A 24,915-nucleotide genomic window follows, 5' to 3' on the forward strand; every position below is an offset into this window, starting at 1 on the left:
GCTCCCCGCAAGGGCGCCCGCCGGCTCCCGGCGGCGTTGTCAGACCCCGCCGCTACGGTGACCCCATGGCAACGCGTAAATCGTCGGGCAAGGAGCGTCCCTCCTACCGCTGCACCGAATGCGGCTGGACCACCGCCAAATGGCTCGGCCGCTGTCCCGAGTGCCAGGCGTGGGGCACGGTCGAGGAGTTCGGCGGCGCCCCCGCGGTGCGCACGACCGCGCCCGGCCGGGTCACCACCGCCGCCCTGCCCATCGGCCAGGTCGACGGCAAGCAGGCCACCGCCCGCTCGACGGGCGTGCCCGAGCTGGACCGCGTCCTCGGCGGCGGGCTGGTCCCCGGCGCCGTCGCGCTGGTGGCCGGCGAGCCCGGCGTGGGCAAATCCACCCTGCTGCTGGACGTCGCCGCCAAGGCCGCCTCCGACGCCCACCGCACGCTGTATGTCACCGGCGAGGAATCCGCGAGCCAGGTACGGCTGCGCGCCGACCGCATCGGCGCCCTCGACGACCATCTGTATCTGGCCGCCGAAACCGACCTGTCCGCGGTGCTCGGCCACCTCGACACCGTCAAGCCGTCGCTGCTGATCCTCGACTCGGTACAGACCGTCGCCTCCCCCGAGATCGAAGGGGCGCCCGGCGGGATGGCCCAGGTCCGCGAGGTCGCCGGCGCACTGATCCGGGCCTCCAAGGAACGCGGGATGGCCACCCTCCTGGTGGGCCATGTCACCAAGGACGGCGCCATCGCCGGACCGCGCCTCCTGGAGCATCTCGTCGATGTCGTCCTGCACTTCGAGGGCGACCGGCACGCCCGGCTGCGCCTGGTCCGCGGCGTCAAGAACCGCTACGGCACCACCGACGAGGTCGGCTGCTTCGAGCTGCACGACGAAGGCATCACCGGCCTCACCGACCCCTCGGGCCTCTTCCTGACCCGCCGCGCCGAGCCGGTGCCCGGCACCTGCCTGACCGTGACCCTGGAGGGCCGCCGCCCCCTGGTCGCCGAGGTCCAGGCGCTGACCGTCGACTCCCAGATCCCCTCCCCCCGGCGCACCACCTCCGGCCTGGAGACCTCCCGCGTCTCGATGATGCTCGCCGTCCTGGAACAGCGCGGCCGGATCAGCGCCCTGGGCAAACGCGACATCTACAGCGCGACGGTCGGCGGAGTGAAGCTGACCGAGCCCGCCGCGGACCTCGCCGTGGCCCTCGCCCTGGCCAGCGCGGCCAGTGACACCCCACTGCCGAAGAACCTCGTCGCCATCGGTGAAGTGGGCCTCGCGGGCGAGGTCAGACGCGTCACGGGCGTCCAGCGCCGGCTGTCCGAGGCGGCCCGCCTCGGCTTCACCCACGCCCTCGTCCCCACCGACCCCGGCAAGATCCCCGACGGGATGCGGGTCCTGGAGGTCGCCGACGTCGGACAGGCACTCAGCGTGCTGCCCAAGCGGGTGCGCCGGGAGGCCCCACAGGAAGAGGGCGCACGCCGGTAGACTTTGCCCTGGTCTCGCCCGTCACCGCAGAATTGCCTGTCGGCCACGTACGCTCCGCTGGTACGTCAACCACAGCATGGGCCGGGCGGCCTGCGGACCGACAGACCTTGTGACGGAGGAGTGCAGTGGCAGCCAACGACCGGGCATCGACTTCCGGCAGGTCCGGTGGAAGCGCCGGCACCGAGAGCCTGATGCGCGCCTCGCTGAGCGCCGTCGCGCCCGGTACCGCCCTGCGCGACGGCCTGGAGCGCATCCTCCGCGGCAACACCGGCGGGCTGATCGTCCTCGGCTTCGACAAGACCGTCGAGTCCATGTGTACCGGTGGCTTCGTCCTCGATGTGGAGTTCACCGCGACCCGGCTGCGCGAGCTGTGCAAGCTCGACGGCGCCCTGGTCCTCGACAAGGACATCACCAAGATCATGCGGGCCGGGGTCCAGCTGGTGCCGGACGCCTCCATCCCGACGGAGGAGACCGGCACCCGCCACCGCACCGCCCAGCGCGTCTCCATCCAGGCCGGCTTCCCGGTCGTCTCCGTCAGCCAGTCGATGCGCCTGATCGCCCTCTATGTCGACGGGGAGCGCCGTGTCCTGGAGGAGTCGGCGGCGATCCTCTCCCGCGCCAACCAGGCGCTGGCGACGCTGGAGCGCTACAAGCTCCGCCTGGACGAGGTCGCCGGCACCCTCTCCGCCCTGGAGATCGAGGACTTGGTGACGGTCCGCGATGTCACCGCGGTCGCCCAGCGCCTGGAGATGGTCCGCCGGATCGCCACCGAGATCGCCGAGTACGTCGTCGAGCTCGGCACGGACGGCCGGCTGCTCGCCCTCCAGCTGGAGGAGCTGATCGCCGGTGTGGAGCCCGAGCGGGAGCTGGTCGTCCGCGACTATGTCCCCGAGCCGACCGCCAAGCGGTCCCGTACGGTCGCCGAGGCGCTCGCCGAGCTGGACGCCCTCAGCCACACCGAACTCCTCGAACTCCCCATCGTGGCCCGCGCCTTGGGCTACAGCGGCGCCCCCGAGACGCTGGACTCCGCGGTCTCGCCGCGCGGCTTCCGCCTGCTGGCGAAGGTCCCCCGGCTGCCCGGCACGGTCATCGACCGCCTCGTCGACCACTTCGGCGGCCTCCAGAAGCTGCTCGCGGCCAGCGTCGACGACCTCCAGACGGTCGACGGCGTCGGCGAGGCCCGCGCCCGCTCGGTCCGCGAGGGCCTGTCGCGGCTGGCGGAGTCATCGATCCTGGAGCGGTACGTCTAAGCGGTACGTCCGGACGGTACGTCCAAGCGGTACGTCCAGGGGGACACGCCCCGGTCCGCCGTCCCCGCTCGCCGTACGCCGCGGCTCCTCGACGATCCGCTGCAAGGCCGCCGCGTGTGCCGCCGGCCCGGTCCGTCCGCCGGTCAGGGACGGGACCCGGTGGCAGATGCGGGGAGCGCGGCGGTGAGCCGGAGGCCCGTGACGAGGTCGGGGCGGATCCGCAGGGCGTGTTCCCGCTGCCCCTCCGTCCAGGGGTGCAGCAGCTCCCCGTAGTACGCCAGGTCGCGCGGATCGGTGACCGGCCGGCAGTAACCGGTGACCACCACGCTCCAGCCGACGTGCGTCACCGGGTCGATGGTGTCCGCCTCGTAGGCGACGACGACGCCCTCGGTATCGGCCTGCCGGGTCACCGTGGCGATCGCCGCGCCCTCCTGCGTCCGGATGATGATCTCGCCCCGGTCCAGCAGATGGTTGACCGGGCGGATCGCCGGCAGCGCGTCCTGGGTGAAGACGATCCGGCCCAGCGACACACTGCCGAGGAGCCGCAGCGCCTCCGCACGGTGCAGCGGGATGCTGTGCCGGGGCCCGGCGGTCCCGGCCCCGCCCGCCCGGGTCACTCCGGCACCCGGCCGGGACGCCATGTAGTTCACCGTGTGCTCCCTCTCGTCCTCCCACGCGCTGACATGCCCAGTAGAAGGCCGGCGATCACCGCGCACCAGGGGCCGTTCGGCCCCCGGGCGGGGCGGGATCAGGCGGCCGGGGAGTCGAGGACCGGGTCGTACCGGACCTGCTCGGCGGGCAGGCCGGCCGCGGTCAGCCGCGCCACGGTCGCGCCGACCATCGCGGGCGGCCCGCTGACGAAGGCGAGATGCCCGGACCAGCCACCCCGGCGGGCCACCGCCTCCACCACCGGGCCGCGGCCGCCCCCTTGGGCACCCACGTCGAGCACAGGCACCACATGCAGCCACCGATGACGCGCCGCCCAACGGGACAGCACCCGCGCGTCATACAGCTCGTCGCGGCTGCGGGCGCCCAGGAACAACTGCACCCCGCGCGGCTCCCGCACCGCCGGCAGGGCGGGCCCACCACCGCCGCCCCGGCGCCCGGCCAGCTCCTCCAACAGCGCCTTGACCGGGGCCCACCCCGTGCCGCCCGCCACCATCAGCAGCTCACGCGAGGGGTCGTCGTCCAGCGTCATCGTCCCCTGCGCCGGCCCCAGACGCAGTGTGTCCCCGACCCGGGTGTGCGCCACCAGCGCCTCACTGACCCCTCCGGCGCCGGTCTGCCGCACATGGAACTCCAGCTCGCGCACCGGCCGCGGGGCGCAGGCGAGGGAGTACTGTCGCCAGGCCTGCGGCAGCAGCGGGGACTCGACGGCGGCGTACTGGCCGGCCCGGTACGGATAGGGCTCGTCGGTCCGCACCCGCAGCACCGCGAGGTCCGGGCGGCGCAGCTCATGGCCGACCACCGTGCCCCGCCAGTACGCCGGTTCGGCGAGAGTGGCCTCCGCGCCGTCGACCATGGCCGCCACGGCGAACCGCAGCATCCGCACCCACGCCTGCTCCGCCGCCTCGCTCCAGCCCGGCCCCGCGGACTTCCGCAGCGCCACACACAAGGCCGCCTCGAACGTCTCGTAGTGCACCGGCCGCACCCCGAGTTTGCGGTGGTCCCGGCCGAGCCGGGTGAAGAACGCGGCCACCTCGTCCGGACGGTCCAGATTCTCGATCAAGTAGCGGAAGGCGCGGGCGAGATGGGACCGCTGGAACTCCATCGACGCGGGGAACAGCCGCCGCAGGGACGGCCACCGCGCGAACATCTCGTCGTAGAGAAGGCCGATCAACTCGTCGAACGGCGTCACCAGCGGCAGGTGCCGCACGATCAGCCGCTGGTCGGCGGCGCCGTCGTAGGGCACCGCCGACGCTAACTCCGGCTCCGGCGCACGGTCCTGGCCCAGCATCCGGCGCCGCAGCCGCATCGCGTCGTGCCGGGCCAGCAGTGCGTGGTACTCGTGGCCGACGGTGCCCGTAAAGGCATGCATGAGCGGACCTCCTGGCTGCGACGACGGACCGGGCGGCGGGATACCGGGAATGCCGCGGTCCGGAAAGGGGCGCCAGTATGGCAGCGGGCCGCGGTGCCCCATCGGCCCTGCTCCCCAGGGCCGTTCGGCCCTTTCGCCCCCGCCGCGCACCCCGCGATGCTCGACCCCGGGGGCCGTACCGGGCGCACCACGCCCACCAGGGCCGCCCATACTGAGAGACCCCACAACGGACCATCCCGCACCTACCGGGCGACCAAGCGAGCACCGAATGAACCTGCACCCCGCACCCGCCGCACCGCTGCGCGTCTTCATCCTCGACGACCACGAGGTGGTCCGGCGCGGGGTGCGGGACCTCCTCGAAGCGGAGGAGGACATCGAGGTCGTGGGCGAGGCGGGGGACCGCCGGCAGGCCCTCGCCCGGGTACCGGCCGCCCGCCCGCAGGTGGCGGTGCTCGACGTCCGCCTCGGCGGCGGCGACGGCCCCGGCGGCGACCACGAAGGCATCGAGGTGTGCCGGGAGTTACGCGCCCGGATGCCGGAGCTGGCCTGCCTGATGCTGACCTCGTTCGACGACGACGAAGCGCTCTTCGACGCCATCATGGCGGGGGCCGCCGGCTACGTCCTCAAGCAGATCAACGGATCCGGCCTGGTACACGCGGTACGCACGGTGGCGGCGGGCGAATCCATGCTGGACCCGCGCACCGCGTCCCGGGTGATGGCACGGCTGCGCGGCCCCCACGAGACGCCCGAGGCACCGCCGTCGGAGCTGGACCAGCTCTCGCCCCGGGAACGGCAGGTACTGGAGCTGATCGGCGAGGGACTGACCAACCGGGAGATCGCCGACCGGCTGTTCCTCGCGGAGAAGACCGTCAAGAACCGCGTCTCGGCCATCCTCGCCAAGCTGGGAGTGGGCCGCCGCGTCCAGGCGGCGATGGTCGCCGAGCGCTTCCGGGAACAGCGGGGCTGAGCGCCCCGGCCCGCCACACCGGGTCCGCCCCGATGCCCGACGGGGCTCAGCCCGGCAGCGGAACCCGCCACACGATCCGGGTACCGCCCGGCTCCGGGGACTCGACCGTCAGCCGGCCCCCGTACAGCTCGGCCCGCGCCCGCATATTGGCCAGGCCCCCCGTATGCCGCGCGGCGCCCACCCCCACCCCGTCGTCCACCACCGTCAGCGTCACCTCGTCCGCCACCGTCAGGGCGACATCGAGGCGCCGGGCGCGGGCGTGCCGGGCGGCGTTGCTGAGGGCCTCCGCGGTCACCGCCAGCAGGTGCCCGGCCAGTTCGTCGGGGACGCTGGTGTCCGCCGGGCCGTCGATCCGCAGCGACGGGGTGAAGCCCAGCGTGCGCGCCGCCGTCCGCACGGCGTCGGTGAGCCCACGGCGCAGACCCGCACCGTCGGCACCGTCCCCGGCCGTGCGCAGTTCGAAGATGGTGGACCGAATGATCTTGATGGTGGTGTCCAGGTCATCGACCGCCCGCCCGACCCGCTCGGCCGCCTCGGGCCGGTCGATCAGCCGGGTCGCGCTCTGCAAGGTGATCCCGGTGGCGAACAGCCGCTGAATGGCCAGATCATGCAGGTCCCGGGCGATGCGGTCCCGGTCGTGGAAGACCGCCAGCTCCTCCGACTCGGCCCGCCGCCGGCCGAGTTCCAGGGCGATCACGGCCTGATCGGCAAAGCCCGAAATCAGCTTCGCCTCGGTCTCGTCGAAGGCCGGCCGGCCCGCCAGCCGGCACAGCCGCAGCGCCCCGCACCCGATGTCGACCTGGAGCGGCACCGCGACCGCCGGACCGTACTCCTCGTCCGCCCCGGTACCCGCCCCCAGCGGATGCGCCCGCGGATCGCTCCGTACATCGGCGCTGACCACCGGCCGCCCCGTACGCGCCGCCGTCCCGGGCAGCGACCCCTCGGCCGGCACCGTCAGCCCCGCGATACGGCCGGCGCCCGCGCCGTGCGCCACCGCCACCGCCAGCCGGTCCGGGGCCGACGGCACCGGCAGCAGCACCGCCGCGCAGTCGGCGCCGGCCACCTCCATGGCCCGCTCGGCGATCAGCCGCAACACCTGGTCCGCCTCCGTACCGGACAGCAGGCTCCTGGTGATCTCGCCCAGCGCCTCCAGCCAGCGCTCCCGGCGGCGGCTCTCGTGATACATCCGGGCGTTGTCGATCGCCACCCCCGCCGCGATCGACAGCGTGGTCACCACCGCCTCGTCATCGGCGTCGAACGAGCCGCCGCCCCGCTTCTCGGTGAGGTAGAGATTGCCGAACACCTCGTCACGCACCCGGACCGGCACCCCGAGGAACGTCCGCATCGGCGGATGGTGCGCGGGAAACCCGTAACTGCGCGGGTGGCGGGACAGATCGGTGAGCCGCAGCGGCTCGGGACGGCGGATGAGCTCACCGAGGATGCCCCGGCCGCACGGTAACGGGCCGATCGACGCGATGAGCTCCTCGGACATCCCCACCGGCAGGAACTGCGAGAGCCGCTGCCCGTCACCGACCACACCGAGCGCGCCGTACTCCGCGTCGGTGAGGGCGACCGCCGCCTCCACGATGCCCCCGAGCACCTGCGGCAACTCCAGCCCCCGCCCCAGGCCCATCACCGCGTCGAGCAGACTGCGCATCCGGTCCTCCGGCGCGCGCAGATGCGGCCAACGCGCCTCCGGCGCGGCCCGCTTCGGATCGGACATGACCGCCCTGCCCCCAATTGCCCCGAACCCCGTCCCTGCTCAGCAGCGTAGCCGAGCGGCCCGGCCGCCCCGTCCGGAGACCGCATCGCCCGGCCACCCACCCGGAGATCGCACCGGCCGAACATCCACCCGGAGACCGAACCGGCCGAACTTCCCCTCCCCCTAGGGTCTCCCGGTCCGGCGAGGGGGCTGTTCGGCCCTGGGCCCCGGCCCCCCGGCGAACGAGCATGGTGACACCGGGAAGGGCCGAGTCTCCCCCGTGCTCATGTCCCGGCCCTTCCCGGTCCATTGGCCGCGTTTCCGCGCCGGCCCGCGCGCCCCTCGGGTGGCGGGGCGGACCCGTCGGATGCCGGGGAGCCACGGCAACAGCGGGCGGTCAGCAGCACACCGCGGAACGCAGATCCTTCAGGGTGGGCTACGCGGGGAGGGGGGCCGAGGTGGACTGCTGACGTGACACGGGTTGGAGGAGGTCTCTGAGGAGGGGTCCGCGGGGCCTCGTGGGGAGCGCGGGGCCTCGTGGGGGGCGCAGGACCTCGTGGGGTCCGCGGGGCCTCGTGGGGACCGCGGCCCTCACCCCCGCAGGACAGCGGCCTCCTTCTCCGGCGGCAGCCCCACCACCGGCCGGTCCGGCCGCTGCGGCGCCACCCCGCCGATGCTCTGGAGCCAGGCCCAGGTGTCGGCGACCGTCTCGCCCACGGGACGGCAACGCAGCCCGTCCGCCAGGGCCTTGGACACATCGGAACCGTAGATCACAGCATCCGGCTCGCCGGTCGCCAGCCAGACCGGCAGCTCGATCCAGGGCGCGATACCGGCGGCGAGGACATCCTCCGGGGCGGTCCAGCGCAGCTCCACGTCCGCGCCGGTGACCGTCACACAACTCTCCAGGAACTCCCCCATCGTGGCGTGCCCGACCTCGCTCACCAGGTTGTACGCACCGCCGCGCCCGGCCTCCAGCGCATCGACCGTCCATGCGGCGAGATCCCGGACGTCGATGTACTGGAGCGCCAACTCCCGCGGCCCCGGCGCAAGAACCGGGCCACCACGGGCGATCCGGGTCAGCCACCACGGCAGCCGCCCGATGTTCTCGTACGGCCCGAGGATCAGCCCCGCACGCAGCAGCAGCGCCCGGTCCCCGAACGCCTCGGTCGCGGCCAGCTCACCGCCCCGCTTGGCCAGCGCATAGTCCGCGGCGTCGGTGGCATCGGGGGAGCCCGCCACCACTGGGGCCTGCTCGTCGAACGGGGGCGTGGGCGGAAAGGCGTACACCGAGCCGCTGGAGACATACGCGTACCTCCCGACCCGCCCGGCCAGCAGCCGCGCCGTGTCCCGCACCGCCGACGGGGCACCGCTCCAGGTGTCGACGACGGCGTCCCACTCACCCTCCTCCAGGGCCGCGAGCCCCGCCGCGCTCCCACGATCGCCGTGCAGCGTCGCCGCCCCCTCCGGCGGAGCATGCTTCCCCCGGTGGAACACCGTCACCTCCCACCCCCGCGCCAGCGCCGCCTCGGCAACCGCCCGCCCCACGAACTCCGTACCACCCAGCATCAGTAGCTTCATGACGGCGACTGTGCCGCACGCCGCCACCCGCGACCAGCAACGCACGCTCTCAGCGGAATCCCTCTGGGCGGAATAAGGGGAGGGGGCGCTTCCGCGCTTGGGGGCGGCGGGGTGTTCGAGGCTGGTTGGTGTCGGCCGGAGCCGGTCGGTGCCGGTTGGACCCGGTCGGTAGTGGTCGGCTGTGGCCGGTGCCGGGGTGCTTCCTTTGGGGCGGCGGGGCGTTCGGCTCTGGTTGGTGTCAGCCGGAGCCGGTCGGTAGTGGTCAGCTCCGGCCGGTGCCGGTCGTCGGGCTCGATTCGCGGCCTCAGCTCCAGGCACAGCCCTGGGCCTCAGGCGGCGGCCTCAGGCAGGGGCCTCAGCCGTCAGCCCTCAGCCCTCAGCCCTCAGCCCTCAGCCCTCAGCCCTCAGCCCTCAGCCCTCAGCCAGGACGAACGTCGTACGGGCCGCCTCCAGCCCCGGCACCTGCGCCTCGATCTCATACTTGCCGGCGGGCACCTTGGCCGAACTCGGCGTGGCGCACTGCGGGCCGCTGGCCCGGCGGTCCCACTCGATGGTGCGCTGCACGGACCCCTTGGCCGGCACCTGCAACAGCGCGGGCGCGGTGCCCGACGGGCAGTCGTTCGAGGCCCAGACCCGTTCGTCGCCCGCGGCGTCGCTGATGGTGAGCACCGCGGCCTTCTGCCCGAGATCCACCTTGCAGGCCGCCCCGGCCGCATTCTCGATCGTCAGCTCGAACTTCGGCCGGGTACCGGGCGCGTAGGAGTGCTTGACGCTACGAAGATCCAACTCCGCCTTACCGGAAACACAGTTGGGGAGCGAGGAACCGGCCGCGACGGCGTTCTTGCCTGAGCCCTGACCGATCGGCCCACTCCCGGAACCGGAACCACCGGATCCTCCGCTGTCGCCGGAACTTCCACTGCCGCCACCCGCGGCGCCCGACCCACCGGAACCGGAGCCCGATCCCCCGTCGTCACCCGACTCGTCGCGCCCGCCCGGCTTTTGGTCATTCACCGGCCCGCTGGCGGAGGGGCCAGGTGTGATGGACGTCGCGGGTCCGTTGCCGTGCGATCCCTTGCCCTCATCGCCGCTCTTGCCGGCGCCCCCGCCCCAGTTGACGGCCCACACCACCAGGAGGGCGAGCAGGACGACGATGGCCAGCGCAACGGCCCTCCGCCGCCAGTAGATGGAGGAGGGAAGCGGCCCGATCGGATTGCGCAGTGATCCCACGCGGAAACTCTACGAGAGATCGGCACCCACACAGGCCAGTACCCGCCGCTTCCGGCTGCAACTTTTCCCATGATCGGCCCGGAGCCGGCCAGAAGACGTCCCCCAGCCGCGTTTCCGGCCCCAACGGGGCCTGATGCCCCACTACCTCTCGACCTGCTCCACTCCGGTCCGCTTCGATCCACTCCGGTCCACTCCGGCCTCACTTTCGTCAGATGCGCCCCTGCCGATCGTCAGCAGCGGCACAACCGGGCCCGTCCATACGGTCGTTGATCATGAACAGCACCACTCTCTACCGCGACCTCACCGACCTCGCCCACCACGCCCCCGACTGGCTCCGCACCCTGGCCGAACTCGGCACCGAGGGCGGACTGCTGCTCCTGATGGCTACGGCGGTGCCCGTGTGGTGGCGGGCCCGCAGCCACCCGGCCCGCTCGGTGGCCCGCGCGGTACTGGTGCCGATATCCAGCGCCGTCGCCTACCTGCTGAGCGAGCTCGTCAAGAGCGTGGTGGACGAGGAACGGCCGTGCCGGGCGGTGGCGGGCGCGGCCGCCTCGCTCGTGCCGTGCCCGCCCGAGGGCGACTGGTCCTTCCCCAGCAACCACTCAACCATCGCCGCCGCCCTGGCCGTCGCCCTCGCCCTCGCCTGCCGCGCCACTCTCCTGCTCGCCCTACCGGTCGCCCTCCTGACCGGCCTGTCCCGGGTCTTCGTCGGCGTCCACTACCCCCACGACGTCCTGGCCGGCCTCACCCTCGGCGCAACAGCCGCGGCCCTGTGCACAGCACTGCTCACCCGCCCGACAACCAACCTGGTGACAAGGATGCGGACCGGCCGGTGGCGGGCACTGGTCGCGGCATAGCCCACGCGCAGCCCGCACAGCTGCCTGCACAGCCCACACGGCCCACATAGCCGCCGGAGCGCACCACCTCAGGGCCACACCCCCAGGGCGCACCCCCCGGGGGCCCGCCATCCCAGGGGCGCACTACCCCCAAGGCCTCATCGCCCCAGGGCCTAGCCACCCGCGGGCCTAACCACCCGCGGAGCCTCACCGGCCCGGGGCTCCACCCGGTCTCACCACCCGCGGGCCCGCCCGGCCTCACCCCCGCGGGGCTGAGCACCCAAGGGGCTCAGCTCCGCGACCACTCCTCCTTGTGGCCGAAGCCCTGGCTGTTGTCGATCAGCCGCAGCCAGTCGGGGCGCAGCTCCCAGAGCGTCGTCCGCTCCAGGGCGGCACGCAGCCGGTCACTCGTCGCGACGAACGGAAAGCGCTCGACATATACCTGCCAGCCGGCCGCCCGCTCGGCGCCGGTCAGCGGACGGCAGCGCCCCCGCCCCTGAAGCCCCGTCAGGCCGCTCCACTCCTGCCCGTCCCGCTGAGCCGTGAACGCGACCCGCGCGCCGGGCTCCGCGAGGGCCCGGCCGTGCCGGGTCGCGGTCGCGGTGACGAAATACAGCGCGGGCCCGGCACCAGCCTCCAGGCCGCCCGTCACACCGGCCGCCCCGCCGGCCTCCACGCCCGACACGCCGGGCCCGCCCGACACACCGGCCTCGTCGACGTCGTCGGCTGCGCCGGCCTCGTCGAGCGCGCCGGGCGTCTTGGCCGCGCCGGCGGTGGCAGTCCCCTCAACCGCCTCGGCCGCCCCGGTCGCGTACAGCACCGCGCACGCCTGTGGCCCGTCCTCGTCCACATACGCGAGCGTCATCGTCGTATGCGCGGCCAGCGCCCGCCGGATCGCCTCCGGGCAGACCGACCCGGCCGCCGGCGCGGCGCCATCCGGCCCCACCGCGCCACCGTGCCCCGCGGCACCCCCCGGTCCCGCCACGCCACCCGGCCCCGCCGCAGCGCCCGCCCCCGCCGCGTCACCCGCATGCCCCCTACCTTCCGAGTGGCCCATGCATTCCCCCGCGCCCGCGCCGTCCATGCCGCCCGTGCCGCCCGCTCCGTTCATCTCCGCCATGCCCGCATCCTCGCTTGTTGTCTCCTTGGCCTCGCTTGCCGCCTCCTTCTATTCCAGCAACGATTACGGAGAGTAGCGAGTTCCTGCCGGGGCGTGGCTGTTGAGTCGTCGTGCCGGCCCCTCGCACCGCACGCCCCCTCCCCGCCCGCCACCGGGCCCCCGGCCCCGGCCCCAGCCCCCTAACACCGACCACCGACCGCCGACCGATTCGCCCACCGCACACCACTCACCGCCCTCCCCCCATGCCCCGCCCCACCCCTCCCTACCCCCCAGTAGCCCCCGCCCGTGAGTGGTTGGCCGTCCTGCGTGTGGGTGGGCGTGCGGCGGGGCGGGCCCGGTGCGTTTCCTGGGCGAGGCCGGACGTGCCAGGATCGGCATGCCATGACTTCGACGCCTGTCACCACCACTGCCACGACCGCCGCCGCCGAGACCGCTTCTGCCGCCGACGCGGCCGCGGAAGCCGCCGACGGGACCGCGCTGCACGGCCCGGTCACCGACTGGTTCGACGAGCACGCCCGCGATCTGCCCTGGCGCCGCCCCGAAGCGGGCGCCTGGGGTGTGATGGTGAGCGAGTTCATGTTGCAGCAGACCCCGGTCAGCAGAGTGCTGCCGGTGTACGAGCAGTGGCTGGCCCGCTGGCCGCGCCCCGCCGACCTGGCCGCCGAGGCGCCGGGCGAGGCGGTCCGGGCCTGGGGCCGGCTCGGTTATCCGCGCCGCGCACTGCGGCTGCACGCCGCCGCGTCCGCGATACAGGAGCGGCACGGCGGCGACGTGCCGCGTGAGCACGGCCAGTTGCTGGCGCTGCCCGGCGTCGGCGAGTACACGGCCGCGGCGGTCGCGTCCTTCGCGTACGGGCAGCGGCACGCGGTGCTGGACACCAATGTGCGCCGGGTGTTCGCCCGCGCGGTGGCCGGCCGCCAGTTCCCGCCGAACGCCACCACCGCGGCGGAGCGCAAGCTCGCCCGTGCGCTGCTGCCCGAGGACGAGCAGCTCGCGGCGCGCTGGGCGGCGGCCACGATGGAGCTGGGTGCGCTGCTGTGCACGGCGCGCGCGCCGGAGTGTCACCGTTGTCCGATCGCGGCGCAGTGCGCGTGGCGGCAGGCCGGGTCGCCGGCGCACGACGGTCCGCCGCGTCGTACGCAGACCTATGCCGGTACCGACCGGCAGGTGCGCGGCAAGCTGCTGGCCGTGCTGCGCGAGGCGGTCGCGCCGGTGCCGCAGCAGGTGCTGGACGCGGTGTGGGACGAGCCGGTGCAGCGTGCGCGGGCGTTGGACGGGCTGGTCTCGGACGGTCTGGTCGAGCCGCTGGGCGGAGGCCGGTACCGGCTGCCACTGACGTAGCCCGGCCGTCGTCCAGGCCGGGCTGCGCCTGTCACAAGGGCAGGAGCCCGGCTGTCATCTGGGCCAAAGCGCGGCTGCCACCCCCACAGGACCGCGGCCGCCATCCCCAGGACCGCAGCCGCCACACCCACAGAACCCGTCACACACACAGGGACGCGGCCCCCCGCCACCAAACCCGCGGCCGTCATCCCCCCGTCCCCACCCACCCCCGTCACCCCCACACCAAAGAGGAGGCGCGGCCGCTTAGGCGGCCGCGCCTCTTCGCGTGACGGCCGGCCGTCTGACGCGGTAACACATTTAGGGCAGCATGACCGAAAGGTGCCGCGATACGGCCTGAAGAAGGCCCTCGCTGGGCACGGTTGCCGTCGTGTCACGGCCGATAGGTCTTGGGGCGGGGGTGCTTCTCCCCCCGGAGTATGACGTGCACGGGCCTGCCGTCCGTCCGAAGTAGGACCCCTGGCGCGCTGTTACACAACCGAGGGTTTTCCGTGCACTCGTTGTGGGGCCGACGCACATTACGTCGCAACACCCCCTCCGTAGCGTCTTCCTCGTGCTGGAGATGACTGCCGGCACGGTCAACGTGGGGAAACGAAAGCGGATCGGAGGCGTCGAGATGGCGACCAGCGGCGGCAAGGTACTGGACTTCGAAGAGTACGTTCGTACGCGGCAGGAGGCCCTGCTGCGGAGCGCCCGGCGCCTCGTGCCCGATCCGGTGGACGCTCAGGATCTGTTGCAGACCGCTCTGGTCCGCACCTACGGCCGCTGGGACGGCATCGCGGACAAGTCGCTGGCCGATGCCTACCTCCGCCGCGTCATGATCAACACCCGGACGGAGTGGTGGCGGGCGCGCAAGCTGGAGGAGGTGCCCACCGAGCAGCTCCCGGACGCGAGCGTGGACGACGGCACCGAGCAGCGCGCGGACCGTGCCCTGCTGATGGACATCCTGGGGGTGCTCGCTCCGAAGCAGCGCAGCGTCGTGGTGCTGCGACACTGGGAGCAGATGAGCACGGAGGAGACCGCGGCGGCGCTCGGGATGTCGACGGGTACCGTCAAGAGCACGCTGCACCGTGCGCTGGCGCGGCTGCGTCAGGAGCTTCAGATGCGCGACATCGACGCCCGGATGCTGGAGCGCGGCGAGCGGGAGCGGGAGCGGTGCGCGGCCTGACGGGCGGCGCACGGCACGCGGGACACGGCACGACGTACGACATCACACCAGTTACCACACGAAAACTATCCTTACCGGTGAAAACGGGCAGAACGACGGGTGCCTTACGGCTCCGGGCTCGACGCGCGACAATCACTTCAGGAACAGCAGCGGGATCAGCGGCTGTGCGAGCAGCACGGTGAGCGGGAGCGGATTGTCCAGGTACAGGTTGACCAGGATCGGGTTGACCAGAGGCGGCGCGGCCACGGCAGGAGTGGCCGCCGTCGGCCTTTTGCTGGCCGGATGCAATCCGGGGGGCGAGGGTGTGCGCAGTGAGGGCTCCGCGACCAGCACCCCGGTGCCTCCCAAGGGCCCGGTGAGCAGTTCTCCCAGCCCGTCCTCGACCGCGGACTACAAGAAGGTCGACGCGGTCCAGCTGCTGAAGGACGACCCGAAGGTCGGCGCGTTCGTGAAGAAGTCCCTGGCCAAGCCGTGCGCCGCCGACGAGTACCCGGTCGAGGTGACCTATGCGTCGCTGACCGGCGGCAAGTCCCCCGATGTCATCGTCAACGTCATGACCTGCGCGGATTCCGTCGGGATCGGCTCGTACGTCTACCGCAAGCACAGCGGCACGAAGCTCGGGTATGACAACGTGTACACGAACGAACAGCCGTCGGTCTCCGCCGGGGTCAACAAGGGCGAGCTGGAGGTCTCCAAGCAGACCTATGACACCGGCGACAAGGTGTGCTGCCCTTCAGGTGAGGACGTGATGCCCTACCGCTGGTCGGGTGGCCGCTTCGTCGAGAACCACGGCTATCACACCGACTACAGCAAGACCACCGTCGACGGCGCCACGCCGGACGACGGCACGGGATCGGAGGGTTGAGACAACCGCATGGCCGAGACCCATGTGCTTTTCGTCGAGGACGACGACGTCATCCGCGAGGCCACTCAGCTCGCTCTGGAGCGGGACGGCTTCGTGGTCACCGCGATGCCCGACGGGCTCGCGGGGCTGGAGGCGTTCCGTGCCAACCGTCCGGACATCGCCCTGCTCGATGTGATGGTGCCGGGGCTCGACGGCGTCAGCCTGTGCCGGCGGATCCGCGACGAGTCGACGGTGCCCGTCATCATGCTGTCGGCGCGTGCCGATTCCATCGATGTGGTGCTCGGCCTGGAGGCCGGCGCCGACGACTACGTCACCAAGCCGTTCGACGGTGCGGTGCTGGTCGCCCGGATCCGTGCCGTGCTGCGCCGCTTCGGTCACGCCAGCGGGCCGGAGCGGGGCGGGGCCGCGGCGGCCGAGGCGGACGATCCCGCCGAGGCGGTGCTGCGGTTCGGTGATCTGGAGGTCGACACCGAGGGCATGGAGGTGCGCAAGGGCGGCCGGAATGTCGCGCTGACGCCCACCGAGATGCGGCTGCTGCTGGAGTTCTCGAACGCGCCGGGTACGGTCCTGTCGCGGGACCGGCTGCTGGAGCGGGTCTGGGACTACGGCTGGGGCGGTGACACCCGGGTGGTGGACGTCCATGTCCAGCGGTTGCGCGGCAAGATCGGCCAGGACCGGATCGAGACGGTCCGCGGCTTCGGATACAAGCTGAGAGGCTGACACCTCCGGTGGTCAGGCTGGCCCTGCGGACGGGGCTGAGATGGAAGCTCAGCGCCGCGATCGCGCTCGTCGGAGCACTGGTCGCGATCGCGCTGAGCCTTGTCGTGCACAACGCCGCCCGGCATTCCATGCTCGACAACAGCCGGGATGTGCAGATCGAGCGGCTCAACTTCACGCAGAAGATCTTCGAGTCCACCAACCGGCTTCAGTTCGGCGCGAAGATCGATGATCCGTCGCTGCCGCAGCCGCTGCGTGACGAGGTCGCCAAGAACAAGCGCGCCACCTATCTCCAGGACACCGGACAGACCGCCCCCGAGGTGTGGGCGGCCTCCCCGCTCAGCAACGGCCGGGTGCTGTCCGTCCACGACAGTTTCCCGGACCGCTTCGCCGTCCTGGACGATCTGGACCAGGCGCTGGTGATCGGCTCGACCGCGGTGGTGGTCGGCGGCTGTGCGCTGGGGGTGCTGGTCGGCGGGCGGCTCTCCAAGCGGCTGCGCAAGGCGGCCGCGGCGGCCGGCAAGCTCGCCGACGGCGACACCTCGGTCCGTATTCGCGACGAGGTCGGCACCGGCCGGGTGCGGGACGAGACCGATGATCTGGCGTGGGCCGTGGATGCCATGTCGGACGCCCTACAGGAACGGATCGAGGCCGAGCGGCGGGTCACCGCCGATATCGCGCATGAGTTGCGCACTCCGGTCACCGGTCTGCTGACCGCCGCCGAGCTGCTGCCGCCGGGCCGCCCGTCCGAGCTGGTGCGCGACCGGGCGCAGGCGCTGCGCACCCTGGTCGAGGACGTGCTGGAGGTGGCGCGGCTCGACGGCCATGCGGAGCGCGCCGAGCTTCAGGACGTGGTGCTCGGGGAGTTCGTGACCCGCCGGGTGCGGGCCCTGGACCCGGACATCGTCGTCGACGTCGTACGGGACGCCGATGTCACCACCGATCCGCGCCGGCTGGAGCGGATCCTCGGCAATCTCATCGCCAATGCGGCCCGGCACGGCCGCCCGCCGATCGAGGTCACCGTCGAGGGCCGGGTGCTGCGGGTGCGCGACCACGGTCCGGGTTTCCCCGAGGCGCTGTTGCGGGAGGGCCCGAGCCGTTTCCGTACGGGCAGCAGCGACCGGGCGGGCCGCGGACACGGGCTGGGGCTGACGATCGCGGCGGGCCAGGCCCGGGTGCTGGGTGCCCGCCTGACGTTCCGCAACGCGGATGAGCTGACGGACGGTTCGACGGGTGCGGTGTCCGTTCTCTGGCTTCCGGAGAACGCTCCGACCAATACGGGGAGCTTTCCGGTTATTCAGCTTCCGGATCGTTAGGCCGATTTGGCGGGGCTTCCCACCTTTTCGGCTTTCCCGCCGTGGGAGACCTCGTTCTTTCGCCTGCGGCGGGCGGTGCCGCTGCGCGGGGCTGTCGGGTGCGGTGACGGGCCTCCGCGGGTGGGTGTCCGGACTGCTTCGCTTTACGTCCGGACACCCACCCGCTCCGGCCCGTCACCTCCCGTTGGGGGTGGGGAAAAGCCGGTGGGGGTGCACGTGATCGTTCACGTGCACCCCCACCGGCTTTTGCTCAGACGGACTCGGGGACTGCTATTCGGTCCGTGGGAGCGTCGTCGCGCTGCGCGCTTTCGGCCGGGGTGGCCGGGCCGCCGCGCAGGGGGACCTCCTTGAGGAACCAGGCGGCGGCGAAGCCGACGACGCTGATCACCGCGGCCCACAGGAAGACGTGGTGGGTGCCGGTGGCGACCGCGTGCGAGTAGGCGTCCTTGATCATCGGCGGGAGCTGGGCCAGCCCCTTCGGGTCCATCTGGGCGCCGCCGCTGGTCATCTTCTCGCCGGCCTTGCCGATCCGTTCGACCATCGTGGCCTGCACCTGGTGGGTGAAGATCGCGCCGAGGATGGCGACGCCGAAGGAGCCGCCGATCGTACGGAAGAGGGTGGCCGAGGACGAGCCGACGCCCATGTCCTTCATCTCGACGCTGTTCTGGGCGATCAGCATCGTGGTCTGCATGAGGAAGCCCATACCGGCGCCGAGCACCGCCATGTAGGCGCCCGAGGTGAAGCGCGTGGTGTCGGTGTCCATCAGGGACAGCAGGGTCAGGCCGGCGGTGATCAGACCGCCGCCGACCACGACGAAGATCTTGTACTTGCCGGTCCGGGTGGTGACCCGGCCCGCGAACAGCGACACCACCATCATGGCCAGCAGCATCGGCAGCAGCAGCAGACCGGAGTTGGTGGCCGAGGCGCCCTGCACGGTCTGCTGGAACAGCGGCAGGAAGGTCATCGAGCCGAACATCACGAAGCCGACCAGGAAGCCGATGAGCGTGACGAGTGAGAAGTTGCCGTTGCGGAAGATGTGCAGCGGCAGCACCGGCTCGCTGACCTTGCGTTCGACGAGTACGAAGAGGGCGAGCGCGACCACACCGAGGACGCCGAGGCCGATGATCTGGCTCGACAGCCAGTCGTACTCGGTGCCGCCCCAGGTGGTGATCAGCACCAGTGCGGTGATGCCGACGGTGAGCAGCGCGGCGCCGACGTAGTCGATCCGGGTCTGCGCCCGCTTCTTCGGCAGCTGCAGCACCGCGGTGACCATGATCAGTGCGATCGCGCCGAGCGGCAGGTTGATGTAGAAGCTCCAGCGCCAGCCCAGGTGGTCGGTGATGGTGCCGCCGACGAGCGGTCCGCCGATCATGGCGACGGCCATGACGCCGGCCATCATGCCCTGGTACTTGCCGCGCTCCCGCGGCGGAATCAGATCGCCGATGATCGCCATGACGCCGACCATCAGACCGCCGGCGCCCAGGCCCTGGACGGCGCGGAAGCCGATCAGCTGCCCCATGTCCTGTGCCATGCCGGAGAGCGCGGAGCCGATCAGGAAGATCACGATGGAGGTGAGGAAGACGCCCTTGCGTCCGTACATGTCGCCGAGCTTGCCCCAGATCGGTGTCGAGGCGGCGGTGGCGAGCGTGTACGCGGTGACCACCCAGGACAGATGCTCCAGTCCGCCCAGTTCACCGACGATGGTCGGCATCGCGGTGCCGACGATCATGTTGTCCAGCATCGCGAGCAGCATCGCGATCATCAGCGCGAAGAGCACCATCCGCACGCTGGCCGGCTGTTTTTCCTGCCCCTTGGCCGGTGCTGCATCCGGTCTGGCCTGCACGGCCGAGGTCTGTCCGTCCCCCGTCGGGGTCGCATGACGCGACTTCCCCATCACTCACTCCTACTTACTTGCCGCCCGGCTAGTTCAGTACAGTGAGGAAGGTAGGCGACTAACTAGCCGGGCGTCAAGTAAGTTTCTCTGGTGCCCCACTGGGCAGCCCTCTGACCAGTACCGACGACGCAGGAGAGCACCATGAGCACACAGGCGCGCAGGGGAAACACCCGCCAGCGCATCCAGGACGTCGCTCTGGAGCTGTTCTCCGAACAGGGCTATGACAAGACGTCACTACGGGAGATCGCGGAGAAGCTTGAGGTCACCAAGGCCGCGCTGTACTACCACTTCAAGACCAAGGAAGACATCGTCATCGGCCTGTTCCAGGACCTGGGCCGGCCCATCGACGAGCTGATCGCCTGGGCCGAGGGGCAGCCGCGGACGCTGGAGACGAAGCAGGAGCTGATCCGCCGCTACAGCGAGTCGCTGCGCTCGGCCGAGCCCCTCTTCCGCTTCATGCAGGAGAACCAGGCCGCGGTGCGCGATCTGAGCATCGGCGAGAGCTTCAAATCGCGCATGCTGACCCTCTTCGGGCTGCTCAGGGAGCCCGAGTCGGAGCTGACGGATCAGGTGCGCTGCATCACGGCGCTGTTCTCCATGCATGCGGGCATGTTCGCGATGCAGAACCTGGAGGGCGACCCCGAGGAGAAGCGCAAGGCCATCCTCGAGGTCGCCACAGAACTGGTCACGGCGGCAAACCCGCCGAACCGCCGGCCAGCCCGGCCGGATTCAGCTCAGACGGCATCGCCGTGAGCCCGCAGGAATCCGGTCGGCTCGATGCCCGTCCCGTAGTCAGGACCGGTGCGGACCTCGAAGTGCAGATGGGGGCCGGTGGAGTTACCGGTGCTCCCGGACAGGCCGATCTTGTCGCCGGTGCCGACCTGCTGGCCGACGTTCACGCCGATCTGCGACAGGTGCGCGTACTGGGTGTACATGCCGTTGTCATGCTTGATCACGATGGCGTTGCCGTACGCCGGGCCGTCGCCGCCGCCGTAGGGACCGGCCTTGACCACGGTGCCCTTGTGGACGGACTTGACCGGGGTGCCGGTGGGCACGACGAAGTCCTGGCCACTGTGGTTGTGCGACCAGTGGCTGCCGGCCAGACCGAAGGTCGAGCCCAGGGTGTACTTGTCGACCGGCTTGACCCAGGAGTCGGCCTTCTTGGCCGCGGCCTTCTTGGCCTTGGCCGCGGCGGCCTTGGCGTCGGCGGCGGACTTGACCTGTGCGTCGGCCTGCGCGGACACGGTCGAACCGACACCCGAGGTGAGGTTCTGCAGACCCGCGTCGGCGGCGGTGGCAATACCGGCGCCCAGGGCGGCGGTAACGCCGACACCGGCGGCGACAACGGCGACGCGATTGCGCAGCGCGAACTTCTTCGAATTGCGGAGAGCGGTGAACTTCGACATGCGGGTTTTCCTCCAGTGAATTGATTGGTTTCCCGGCTGCGGACCGGGATCGCCATTCCTTGGTAACCCGCCTTCGCCGCCCCGCCAAGGGGCCTTTCTACTAACCCGGCCCGTACGAGGAGCCGGGTGACCGAGGCCCTTGCGTGCCCGTCAAAGCTCTGCACGAAACCCCCGAATTCGGACATCTCGCCACGCTCTCCGGGCCTGCCACACACCCCTTGAGCAGGCCGTTTCCCTATGCGTCACACGGGGCCCGCCTCCCCCGCGCCGCTCACCCGCCTCCAACCCCTCGCCCGGCCCGGGAAACCCCCGTATCCCCGGGCTCCCATTCCCCTAATTCTTTTAGTAGGCCCCAAAACGCCCGTGTGCCATGTCACCGATAATCAAGATCCAACCGCTTTTCACACCCCTCCCGGACGCCCGATACGGGGTTTCGAGGTCTTGTGACGCGGGCAACTTGGGCCTTTGTGACGTGGCTTACCCGGCCTTTGTGACCCGGATTACTCGCTATTTGTGACCCGGATTACGCAGCCCTTGTGACCCGGGTTACCCGAGCTCGCCAAATGTCCGAATTGAGCGGTAATGGCGTCCGGAATTCCGTGACCGCCGCCACAGCGGCCCGCCCGCCCGCGCACCTGGCCGATCACCACCCCGTCGCCCCGACCACCGCTCTAGCCTGGCGGGACGGCAGCACCGGCCACGGGGGAGGGCGGACCGCACGATGGACCCGTCAGCGTTGGGTGTCCGACTCGCCTCCGGCGTGGTCACACCGCTCATCAGGAAGCTCTTCGTCAAGGAGGGGCCGGGCGCCGGCCTGGTGGCGAAGCCCGTACGGATCTCCGGGCTGGTCAGCTTCAAGGGCGAACGGCGGACCCTGTCCGACAAGGACCTGCACAAGCTCGCGGCGGAGCTGGTCGACCGGGCCATCCGGAGCGCCGGGCCCGGCGAGCGCCCCCTCGCCGCGGACGAGGACCGGGCGGTGGCCGAGGCCCTGGCCACCACGCTGCGCGGACTGGGCGAGCTCGACATGGACGACGTCCAGGCCGTCCGTCTGGGCGCCACCGCCCTCGCCGAACGTCTGGAGGCGGCGAGCCCGCACGCCGTCCGCGGGCTCTCCCGGGACGCCGAGCTGCTGCACGCCACCCTTCTCGGCATCGCCTGCCTGCACATCGTGCACTTCTTCACCCAGCGGTCGGCCTTCGTGGCCCGCACCCTGGTCCAGCAGAGCAGGAGCCTGGACAGCCTGATCACGCTCATCGACGAGTTCCTGGCGCGGCATCCGTCCCCACGGGCCGCGGACGCCGCCTTCGAGCGCGGCTACCTCGCGTACCTCGCCCGCAAGCACGGCCGGCTGACCATCTACGGCATCGATCTGGCCCACTCCCCGGACCGGTGGCCGCTGGACGCGGCGTACATGAGCCTGGAGGCGACGGCCCCGGCCGCCCCGGAGGTGGAGGCCGTCTTTCCCTTCGCCGAGGAGGACGGCCCCCGGGGCGCGCCGCCGGCGCCGGTGGCCGTCCCCGCCGACCAGGCCCTGGCCGGGCGCGACCGCGTCCTGCTGCGCGGCGTCGCCGGCTCCGGCAAGAGCACCCTCGTCCAGTGGCTGGCCGTCTCCTGCACCAAGGCCCCCGGCGACACGGCCCTCCCCCACCTCTACGGCCGGATCCCGTTCGTCCTCCCGCTGCGCACCCTCACCCGTGACGGGGCGCCGCTGCCCACCCCCGACCGGTTCCTGGCGTCCGTCGGCTGCCCGGTGTCCGGCTCGCAGCCCGAGGGCTGGGCCGACCGCGTACTGACCTCCGGGCGGGCGCTGCTGCTGATCGACGGCCTGGACGAGATCCCCGAGCGCGAGCGCGAGCTGACCCGCCGCTGGCTGCGCGATCTGACGGACGCCTTCCCCGACAACCTGTGGCTGGTCACCTCCCGCCCCTCCGCCGTACGCGACGACTGGCTCGCCGCCGACGGCTTCGGCGAGCTGACGCTGTCCGCCATGAGCCGCACCGAGGTCGCCGCCTTTATCGGCCGCTGGCACACCGCGGCCCGCTGCGACGCCGACGACCCCGAACGCCTCGACGCCTATGAGCAGTCCCTGCTGGCCGCCGTACACACCAAACAGGACCTCGCCCGGCTGGCCACCAACCCCCTCATGTGCGGCCTGATCTGCGCACTGCACCGGGACCGCCGCGGCTATCTGCCCACCGGGCGCAAGGAGCTGTACGACGCCGCCCTGGGCATGCTGCTCTCCCGCCGCGACCGGGAACGCGATATGGCCGCCCCCACGGGCATCGAGCTGAGCGACGAACCGCAGATCCAGCTGCTCCAGCGGCTCGCCTACTGGCTGATCCGCAACGGGCGCAACGAACTCGACCGGGAGCGCGCCGAACGCATCCTCGGCGAGGCACTCCCCGCCGTGCCCGCCGCGGCGGAACAGGGCGATGCGACGGCTATTTTCCGCCATCTGCTGCTGCGCAGCGGCCTGCTGCGCGAACCGGCGCCCGGCTCGGTCGACTTCGTCCACCGGACCTTCCAGGACTACCTGGGCGCCAAGGCGGCCGTGGAGGACGGTGACTTCGGACTGCTGGTGGCGCATGCGGAGGACTCCCAGTGGGAGGACGTGATCCGGATGGCGGTGGCGCATGCGAGGCCGCGGGAGCGGGCGGAGATCCTGCGGGGGTTGCTGGAGCGCGGGGACGGTATCGAGGACCGCGGAGCCCGTTTGCGCGTCCACCTTCTGGCCATGGCCTGTCTGGAGCATGCGACGGAGGTCGATCCACGGGTGCGGGACGAGGTCCACGGGCGGGCGCAGGCCGTTCTGCCGCCGCGCAGCCGCGAGGAATCACATCTGCTCGCCGAGGTGGGGCCGCTGGTGCTGGAGCTGCTGCCCGGTCCGGAGGGGCTGGCGGACGACGAGGCACATGAGGTGGTGGCGACCGCGGCGCTCATCGGGTCGGACGCGGCGCTGGAGGTCATGAAGCGCTTCCGGAATCACCCGGCGACGGGTACTCAGCACCAACTCGCCCTGTCATGGCAGCAATTCGATACCGACACCTATGCCCGGGAGGTCATCCGGCACCTCGACCCCACGGTGGTCGTCACCGCGACATCCCCCGCCGAACTGCACGCACTCCGGACACTCGGCCGGGCACGCGTCTCGGTGAGCGGCTCCTTCACGGCTGCCGAACTCCTCGGCGCGCTGCCGCTCGATCTGATCGAAAGTCTGTCGATCACGGAGAACCCGGAGATCGCCGACCTCACCTTCCTCCGCGAATTCCCCGCATTGGAGTGGCTGTCGCTCTGGGACTGCCCGGCGGTCGAAAGCGTCGCCCCGATCACGGACCTTCGCCTCCACGCCTTGAGCGTCTCCGGGCCGCCCCGGAAAGACGTCCCGATTCCGCGCGGGCTTCGCCGGCTGCGCCACCTCCGCACCCTGCTGCTCCACTGCACGCTCCCGCCGGAGGGCTTGGCGGCGCTCCCCGTTGATGCCCCGTTGAATAACGTGACCCTCAATCGGTCCGTCGGCGCCGAATTCACCGGCATCACCCGCTGGCCCCATTTGCGCGGCATCCAACTGCCGCGTCTCACCGCCGACTTCGGCGAGGATCAATGGGGTGCGCTGGCCTTGCTGAGCGAGCTGGAGGATTTCTCGTTCGGCCTGGCGAGGGAAGGGGTCCCCCTGCACCTGCCGGCCGGTCTTCGGCTTCCGCAGGTGAAAACGCTCAGCCTCCTCAACGCGGCACGCCTTCCCCTGCCCGAAATGAGCCGCCTGCTGCGCGCCGCCCTCCCGGCTTTCCCCGGTGTCCGCAAACTCCAGCTCTACGGCATCCTCGACGGCTCCATCGACCTCTCCCCCGCGGCAGCCCTGCCGGAACTCCAGGAGGTCTATCTCTCCTACGTCCACCCGGAACCCGGCCACTCCCTCCCTCCCCACATCAAACTCACCCACTACCCCCGCCCCCGCGCATAGGCTGACCGACAGCGCTCCCCCTCAACCCCCTTATTCAGCACCGCAGTTACG

Annotated in this window: 19 protein-coding genes; 11 read left to right on the forward strand and 8 right to left on the reverse strand. The window is 71.7% G+C overall.

Annotation, left to right across the window (positions count from 1 at the left end; genetic code table 11):
• Positions 1-65 precede the first annotated feature (65 nt).
• Positions 66-1,478, forward strand: a complete 1,413-nt coding sequence (gene radA, locus TU31_RS05555; protein ID WP_042150197.1) for a DNA repair protein RadA — start codon at positions 66-68, stop codon at positions 1,476-1,478.
• A gap of 125 nt (positions 1,479-1,603) precedes the next feature.
• The gene (disA, locus tag TU31_RS05560; RefSeq protein ID WP_042150200.1) at positions 1,604-2,728 is read left to right on the forward strand and encodes a DNA integrity scanning diadenylate cyclase DisA; all 1,125 of its coding nucleotides are present in this window, start codon (positions 1,604-1,606) and stop codon (positions 2,726-2,728) included.
• Positions 2,729-2,871: 143 nt separating this feature from the next.
• Here the strand turns inward: disA and TU31_RS05565 are convergent, their stop codons facing one another.
• Together TU31_RS05565 and TU31_RS05570 are read right to left on the reverse strand one after the other, a co-directional pair.
• Positions 2,872-3,369: a pyridoxamine 5'-phosphate oxidase family protein gene (locus TU31_RS05565; RefSeq protein ID WP_042151657.1), complete on the reverse strand. Its 498-nt coding sequence runs from the start codon at positions 3,367-3,369 to the stop codon at positions 2,872-2,874.
• A 107-nt stretch (positions 3,370-3,476) separates the two neighbouring features.
• On the reverse strand, positions 3,477-4,766 hold the full coding sequence (locus tag TU31_RS05570; protein WP_042150204.1) for a globin domain-containing protein: 1,290 nt from the start codon (positions 4,764-4,766) through the stop codon (positions 3,477-3,479).
• A 268-nt stretch (positions 4,767-5,034) separates the two neighbouring features.
• Here TU31_RS05570 and TU31_RS05575 point away from each other — a divergent pair, with 268 nt between their 5' ends.
• Complete coding sequence (locus TU31_RS05575) at positions 5,035-5,733, forward strand: response regulator transcription factor (protein WP_042150207.1); 699 nt, start codon at positions 5,035-5,037, stop codon at positions 5,731-5,733.
• 46 nt (positions 5,734-5,779) lie between these two features.
• Here TU31_RS05575 and TU31_RS05580 read toward each other — a convergent pair whose 3' ends face one another.
• The 3 genes from TU31_RS05580 to TU31_RS05590 all read right to left on the reverse strand — a co-directional run bounded on the left by TU31_RS05580 (position 5,780) and on the right by TU31_RS05590 (position 10,240).
• Positions 5,780-7,390, reverse strand: a complete 1,611-nt coding sequence (locus tag TU31_RS05580) for a GAF domain-containing sensor histidine kinase (RefSeq protein ID WP_042151660.1) — start codon at positions 7,388-7,390, stop codon at positions 5,780-5,782.
• 636 nt (positions 7,391-8,026) lie between these two features.
• Entirely contained in the window at positions 8,027-9,013 is a 987-nt protein-coding gene (locus TU31_RS05585; RefSeq protein WP_042151663.1) for an NAD-dependent epimerase/dehydratase family protein, read from the reverse strand.
• A 411-nt stretch (positions 9,014-9,424) separates the two neighbouring features.
• A complete protein-coding gene (locus TU31_RS05590) occupies positions 9,425-10,240 on the reverse strand; it encodes a hypothetical protein (RefSeq protein ID WP_042150209.1) in 816 nt (271 codons plus the stop codon).
• Positions 10,241-10,512: 272 nt separating this feature from the next.
• Here TU31_RS05590 and TU31_RS05595 point away from each other — a divergent pair, with 272 nt between their 5' ends.
• The gene (locus TU31_RS05595) at positions 10,513-11,097 is read left to right on the forward strand and encodes a phosphatase PAP2 family protein (protein WP_042150213.1); all 585 of its coding nucleotides are present in this window, start codon (positions 10,513-10,515) and stop codon (positions 11,095-11,097) included.
• Between the two features lie 268 nt (positions 11,098-11,365).
• Here the strand turns inward: TU31_RS05595 and TU31_RS36515 are convergent, their stop codons facing one another.
• A complete protein-coding gene (locus TU31_RS36515; protein ID WP_245698431.1) occupies positions 11,366-12,196 on the reverse strand; it encodes a hypothetical protein in 831 nt (276 codons plus the stop codon).
• 381 nt (positions 12,197-12,577) lie between these two features.
• On the opposite strand from TU31_RS36515, the gene TU31_RS05605 reads away from it, so the two are divergent.
• The 5 genes from TU31_RS05605 (at position 12,578) to cseC (ending at position 17,600) form a co-directional block, all read left to right on the forward strand.
• Positions 12,578-13,537, forward strand: a complete 960-nt coding sequence (locus TU31_RS05605) for an HhH-GPD family protein (RefSeq protein WP_042150219.1) — start codon at positions 12,578-12,580, stop codon at positions 13,535-13,537.
• A 559-nt stretch (positions 13,538-14,096) separates the two neighbouring features.
• Entirely contained in the window at positions 14,097-14,702 is a 606-nt protein-coding gene (locus TU31_RS05610; RefSeq protein WP_370682710.1) for a SigE family RNA polymerase sigma factor, read from the forward strand.
• Between the two features lie 253 nt (positions 14,703-14,955).
• A complete protein-coding gene (locus TU31_RS05615; protein WP_052718826.1) occupies positions 14,956-15,567 on the forward strand; it encodes a hypothetical protein in 612 nt (203 codons plus the stop codon).
• A 9-nt stretch (positions 15,568-15,576) separates the two neighbouring features.
• Complete coding sequence (cseB, locus tag TU31_RS05620) at positions 15,577-16,287, forward strand: two-component system response regulator CseB (RefSeq protein ID WP_042150225.1); 711 nt, start codon at positions 15,577-15,579, stop codon at positions 16,285-16,287.
• An 8-nt stretch (positions 16,288-16,295) separates the two neighbouring features.
• Entirely contained in the window at positions 16,296-17,600 is a 1,305-nt protein-coding gene (cseC, locus tag TU31_RS05625) for a two-component system sensor histidine kinase CseC (protein ID WP_042150228.1), read from the forward strand.
• 250 nt (positions 17,601-17,850) lie between these two features.
• On the opposite strand, the gene TU31_RS05630 is transcribed toward cseC, so the two are convergent.
• Positions 17,851-19,494, reverse strand: a complete 1,644-nt coding sequence (locus tag TU31_RS05630; RefSeq protein WP_370682703.1) for an MDR family MFS transporter — start codon at positions 19,492-19,494, stop codon at positions 17,851-17,853.
• Positions 19,495-19,635: 141 nt separating this feature from the next.
• Here TU31_RS05630 and TU31_RS05635 point away from each other — a divergent pair, with 141 nt between their 5' ends.
• Positions 19,636-20,247, forward strand: coding sequence for a TetR/AcrR family transcriptional regulator (locus tag TU31_RS05635; protein WP_042150234.1), 612 nt, complete (start codon positions 19,636-19,638; stop codon positions 20,245-20,247).
• On the opposite strand, the gene TU31_RS05640 is transcribed toward TU31_RS05635, so the two are convergent.
• On the reverse strand, positions 20,229-20,900 hold the full coding sequence (locus tag TU31_RS05640; RefSeq protein WP_042150237.1) for a M23 family metallopeptidase: 672 nt from the start codon (positions 20,898-20,900) through the stop codon (positions 20,229-20,231). The two genes, TU31_RS05635 and TU31_RS05640, sit on opposite strands and share 19 nt — an antisense overlap.
• A 721-nt stretch (positions 20,901-21,621) precedes the next feature.
• Between TU31_RS05640 and TU31_RS05645 the strand changes: the two genes are divergently transcribed.
• Positions 21,622-24,864 (forward strand): NACHT domain-containing protein, encoded by a 3,243-nt coding sequence (locus tag TU31_RS05645; RefSeq protein ID WP_042150242.1) that lies wholly within the window; start codon positions 21,622-21,624, stop codon positions 24,862-24,864.
• The last annotated feature ends 51 nt before the right edge of the window (positions 24,865-24,915 follow it).

The organism is Streptomyces lydicamycinicus (genome assembly GCF_000829715.2).
GTDB classification, from domain to species: Bacteria; Actinomycetota; Actinomycetes; order Streptomycetales; family Streptomycetaceae; genus Streptomyces; species Streptomyces lydicamycinicus.

Bases quoted from the DNA above. Each gene is read 5' to 3' on its own strand.
- radA (WP_042150197.1), top strand. From the start codon at position 66: ATGGCAACGCGTAAATCGTCGGGCAAGGAGCGTCCCTCCTACCGCTGC.
- TU31_RS05565 (WP_042151657.1), bottom strand. From the start codon at position 3,369: ATGGCGTCCCGGCCGGGTGCCGGAGTGACCCGGGCGGGCGGGGCCGGG.
- TU31_RS05570 (WP_042150204.1), bottom strand. From the start codon at position 4,766: ATGCATGCCTTTACGGGCACCGTCGGCCACGAGTACCACGCACTGCTG.
- TU31_RS05575 (WP_042150207.1), top strand. From the start codon at position 5,035: ATGAACCTGCACCCCGCACCCGCCGCACCGCTGCGCGTCTTCATCCTC.
- TU31_RS05580 (WP_042151660.1), bottom strand. From the start codon at position 7,390: ATGCGCAGTCTGCTCGACGCGGTGATGGGCCTGGGGCGGGGGCTGGAG.
- TU31_RS05585 (WP_042151663.1), bottom strand. From the start codon at position 9,013: ATGAAGCTACTGATGCTGGGTGGTACGGAGTTCGTGGGGCGGGCGGTT.
- TU31_RS05595 (WP_042150213.1), top strand. From the start codon at position 10,513: ATGAACAGCACCACTCTCTACCGCGACCTCACCGACCTCGCCCACCAC.
- TU31_RS36515 (WP_245698431.1), bottom strand. From the start codon at position 12,196: ATGGCGGAGATGAACGGAGCGGGCGGCACGGGCGGCATGGACGGCGCG.
- TU31_RS05605 (WP_042150219.1), top strand. From the start codon at position 12,578: ATGACTTCGACGCCTGTCACCACCACTGCCACGACCGCCGCCGCCGAG.
- TU31_RS05610 (WP_370682710.1), top strand. From the start codon at position 14,097: ATGACTGCCGGCACGGTCAACGTGGGGAAACGAAAGCGGATCGGAGGC.
- cseB (WP_042150225.1), top strand. From the start codon at position 15,577: ATGGCCGAGACCCATGTGCTTTTCGTCGAGGACGACGACGTCATCCGC.
- TU31_RS05630 (WP_370682703.1), bottom strand. From the start codon at position 19,494: ATGGGGAAGTCGCGTCATGCGACCCCGACGGGGGACGGACAGACCTCG.
- TU31_RS05635 (WP_042150234.1), top strand. From the start codon at position 19,636: ATGAGCACACAGGCGCGCAGGGGAAACACCCGCCAGCGCATCCAGGAC.
- TU31_RS05640 (WP_042150237.1), bottom strand. From the start codon at position 20,900: ATGTCGAAGTTCACCGCTCTCCGCAATTCGAAGAAGTTCGCGCTGCGC.
- TU31_RS05645 (WP_042150242.1), top strand. From the start codon at position 21,622: ATGGACCCGTCAGCGTTGGGTGTCCGACTCGCCTCCGGCGTGGTCACA.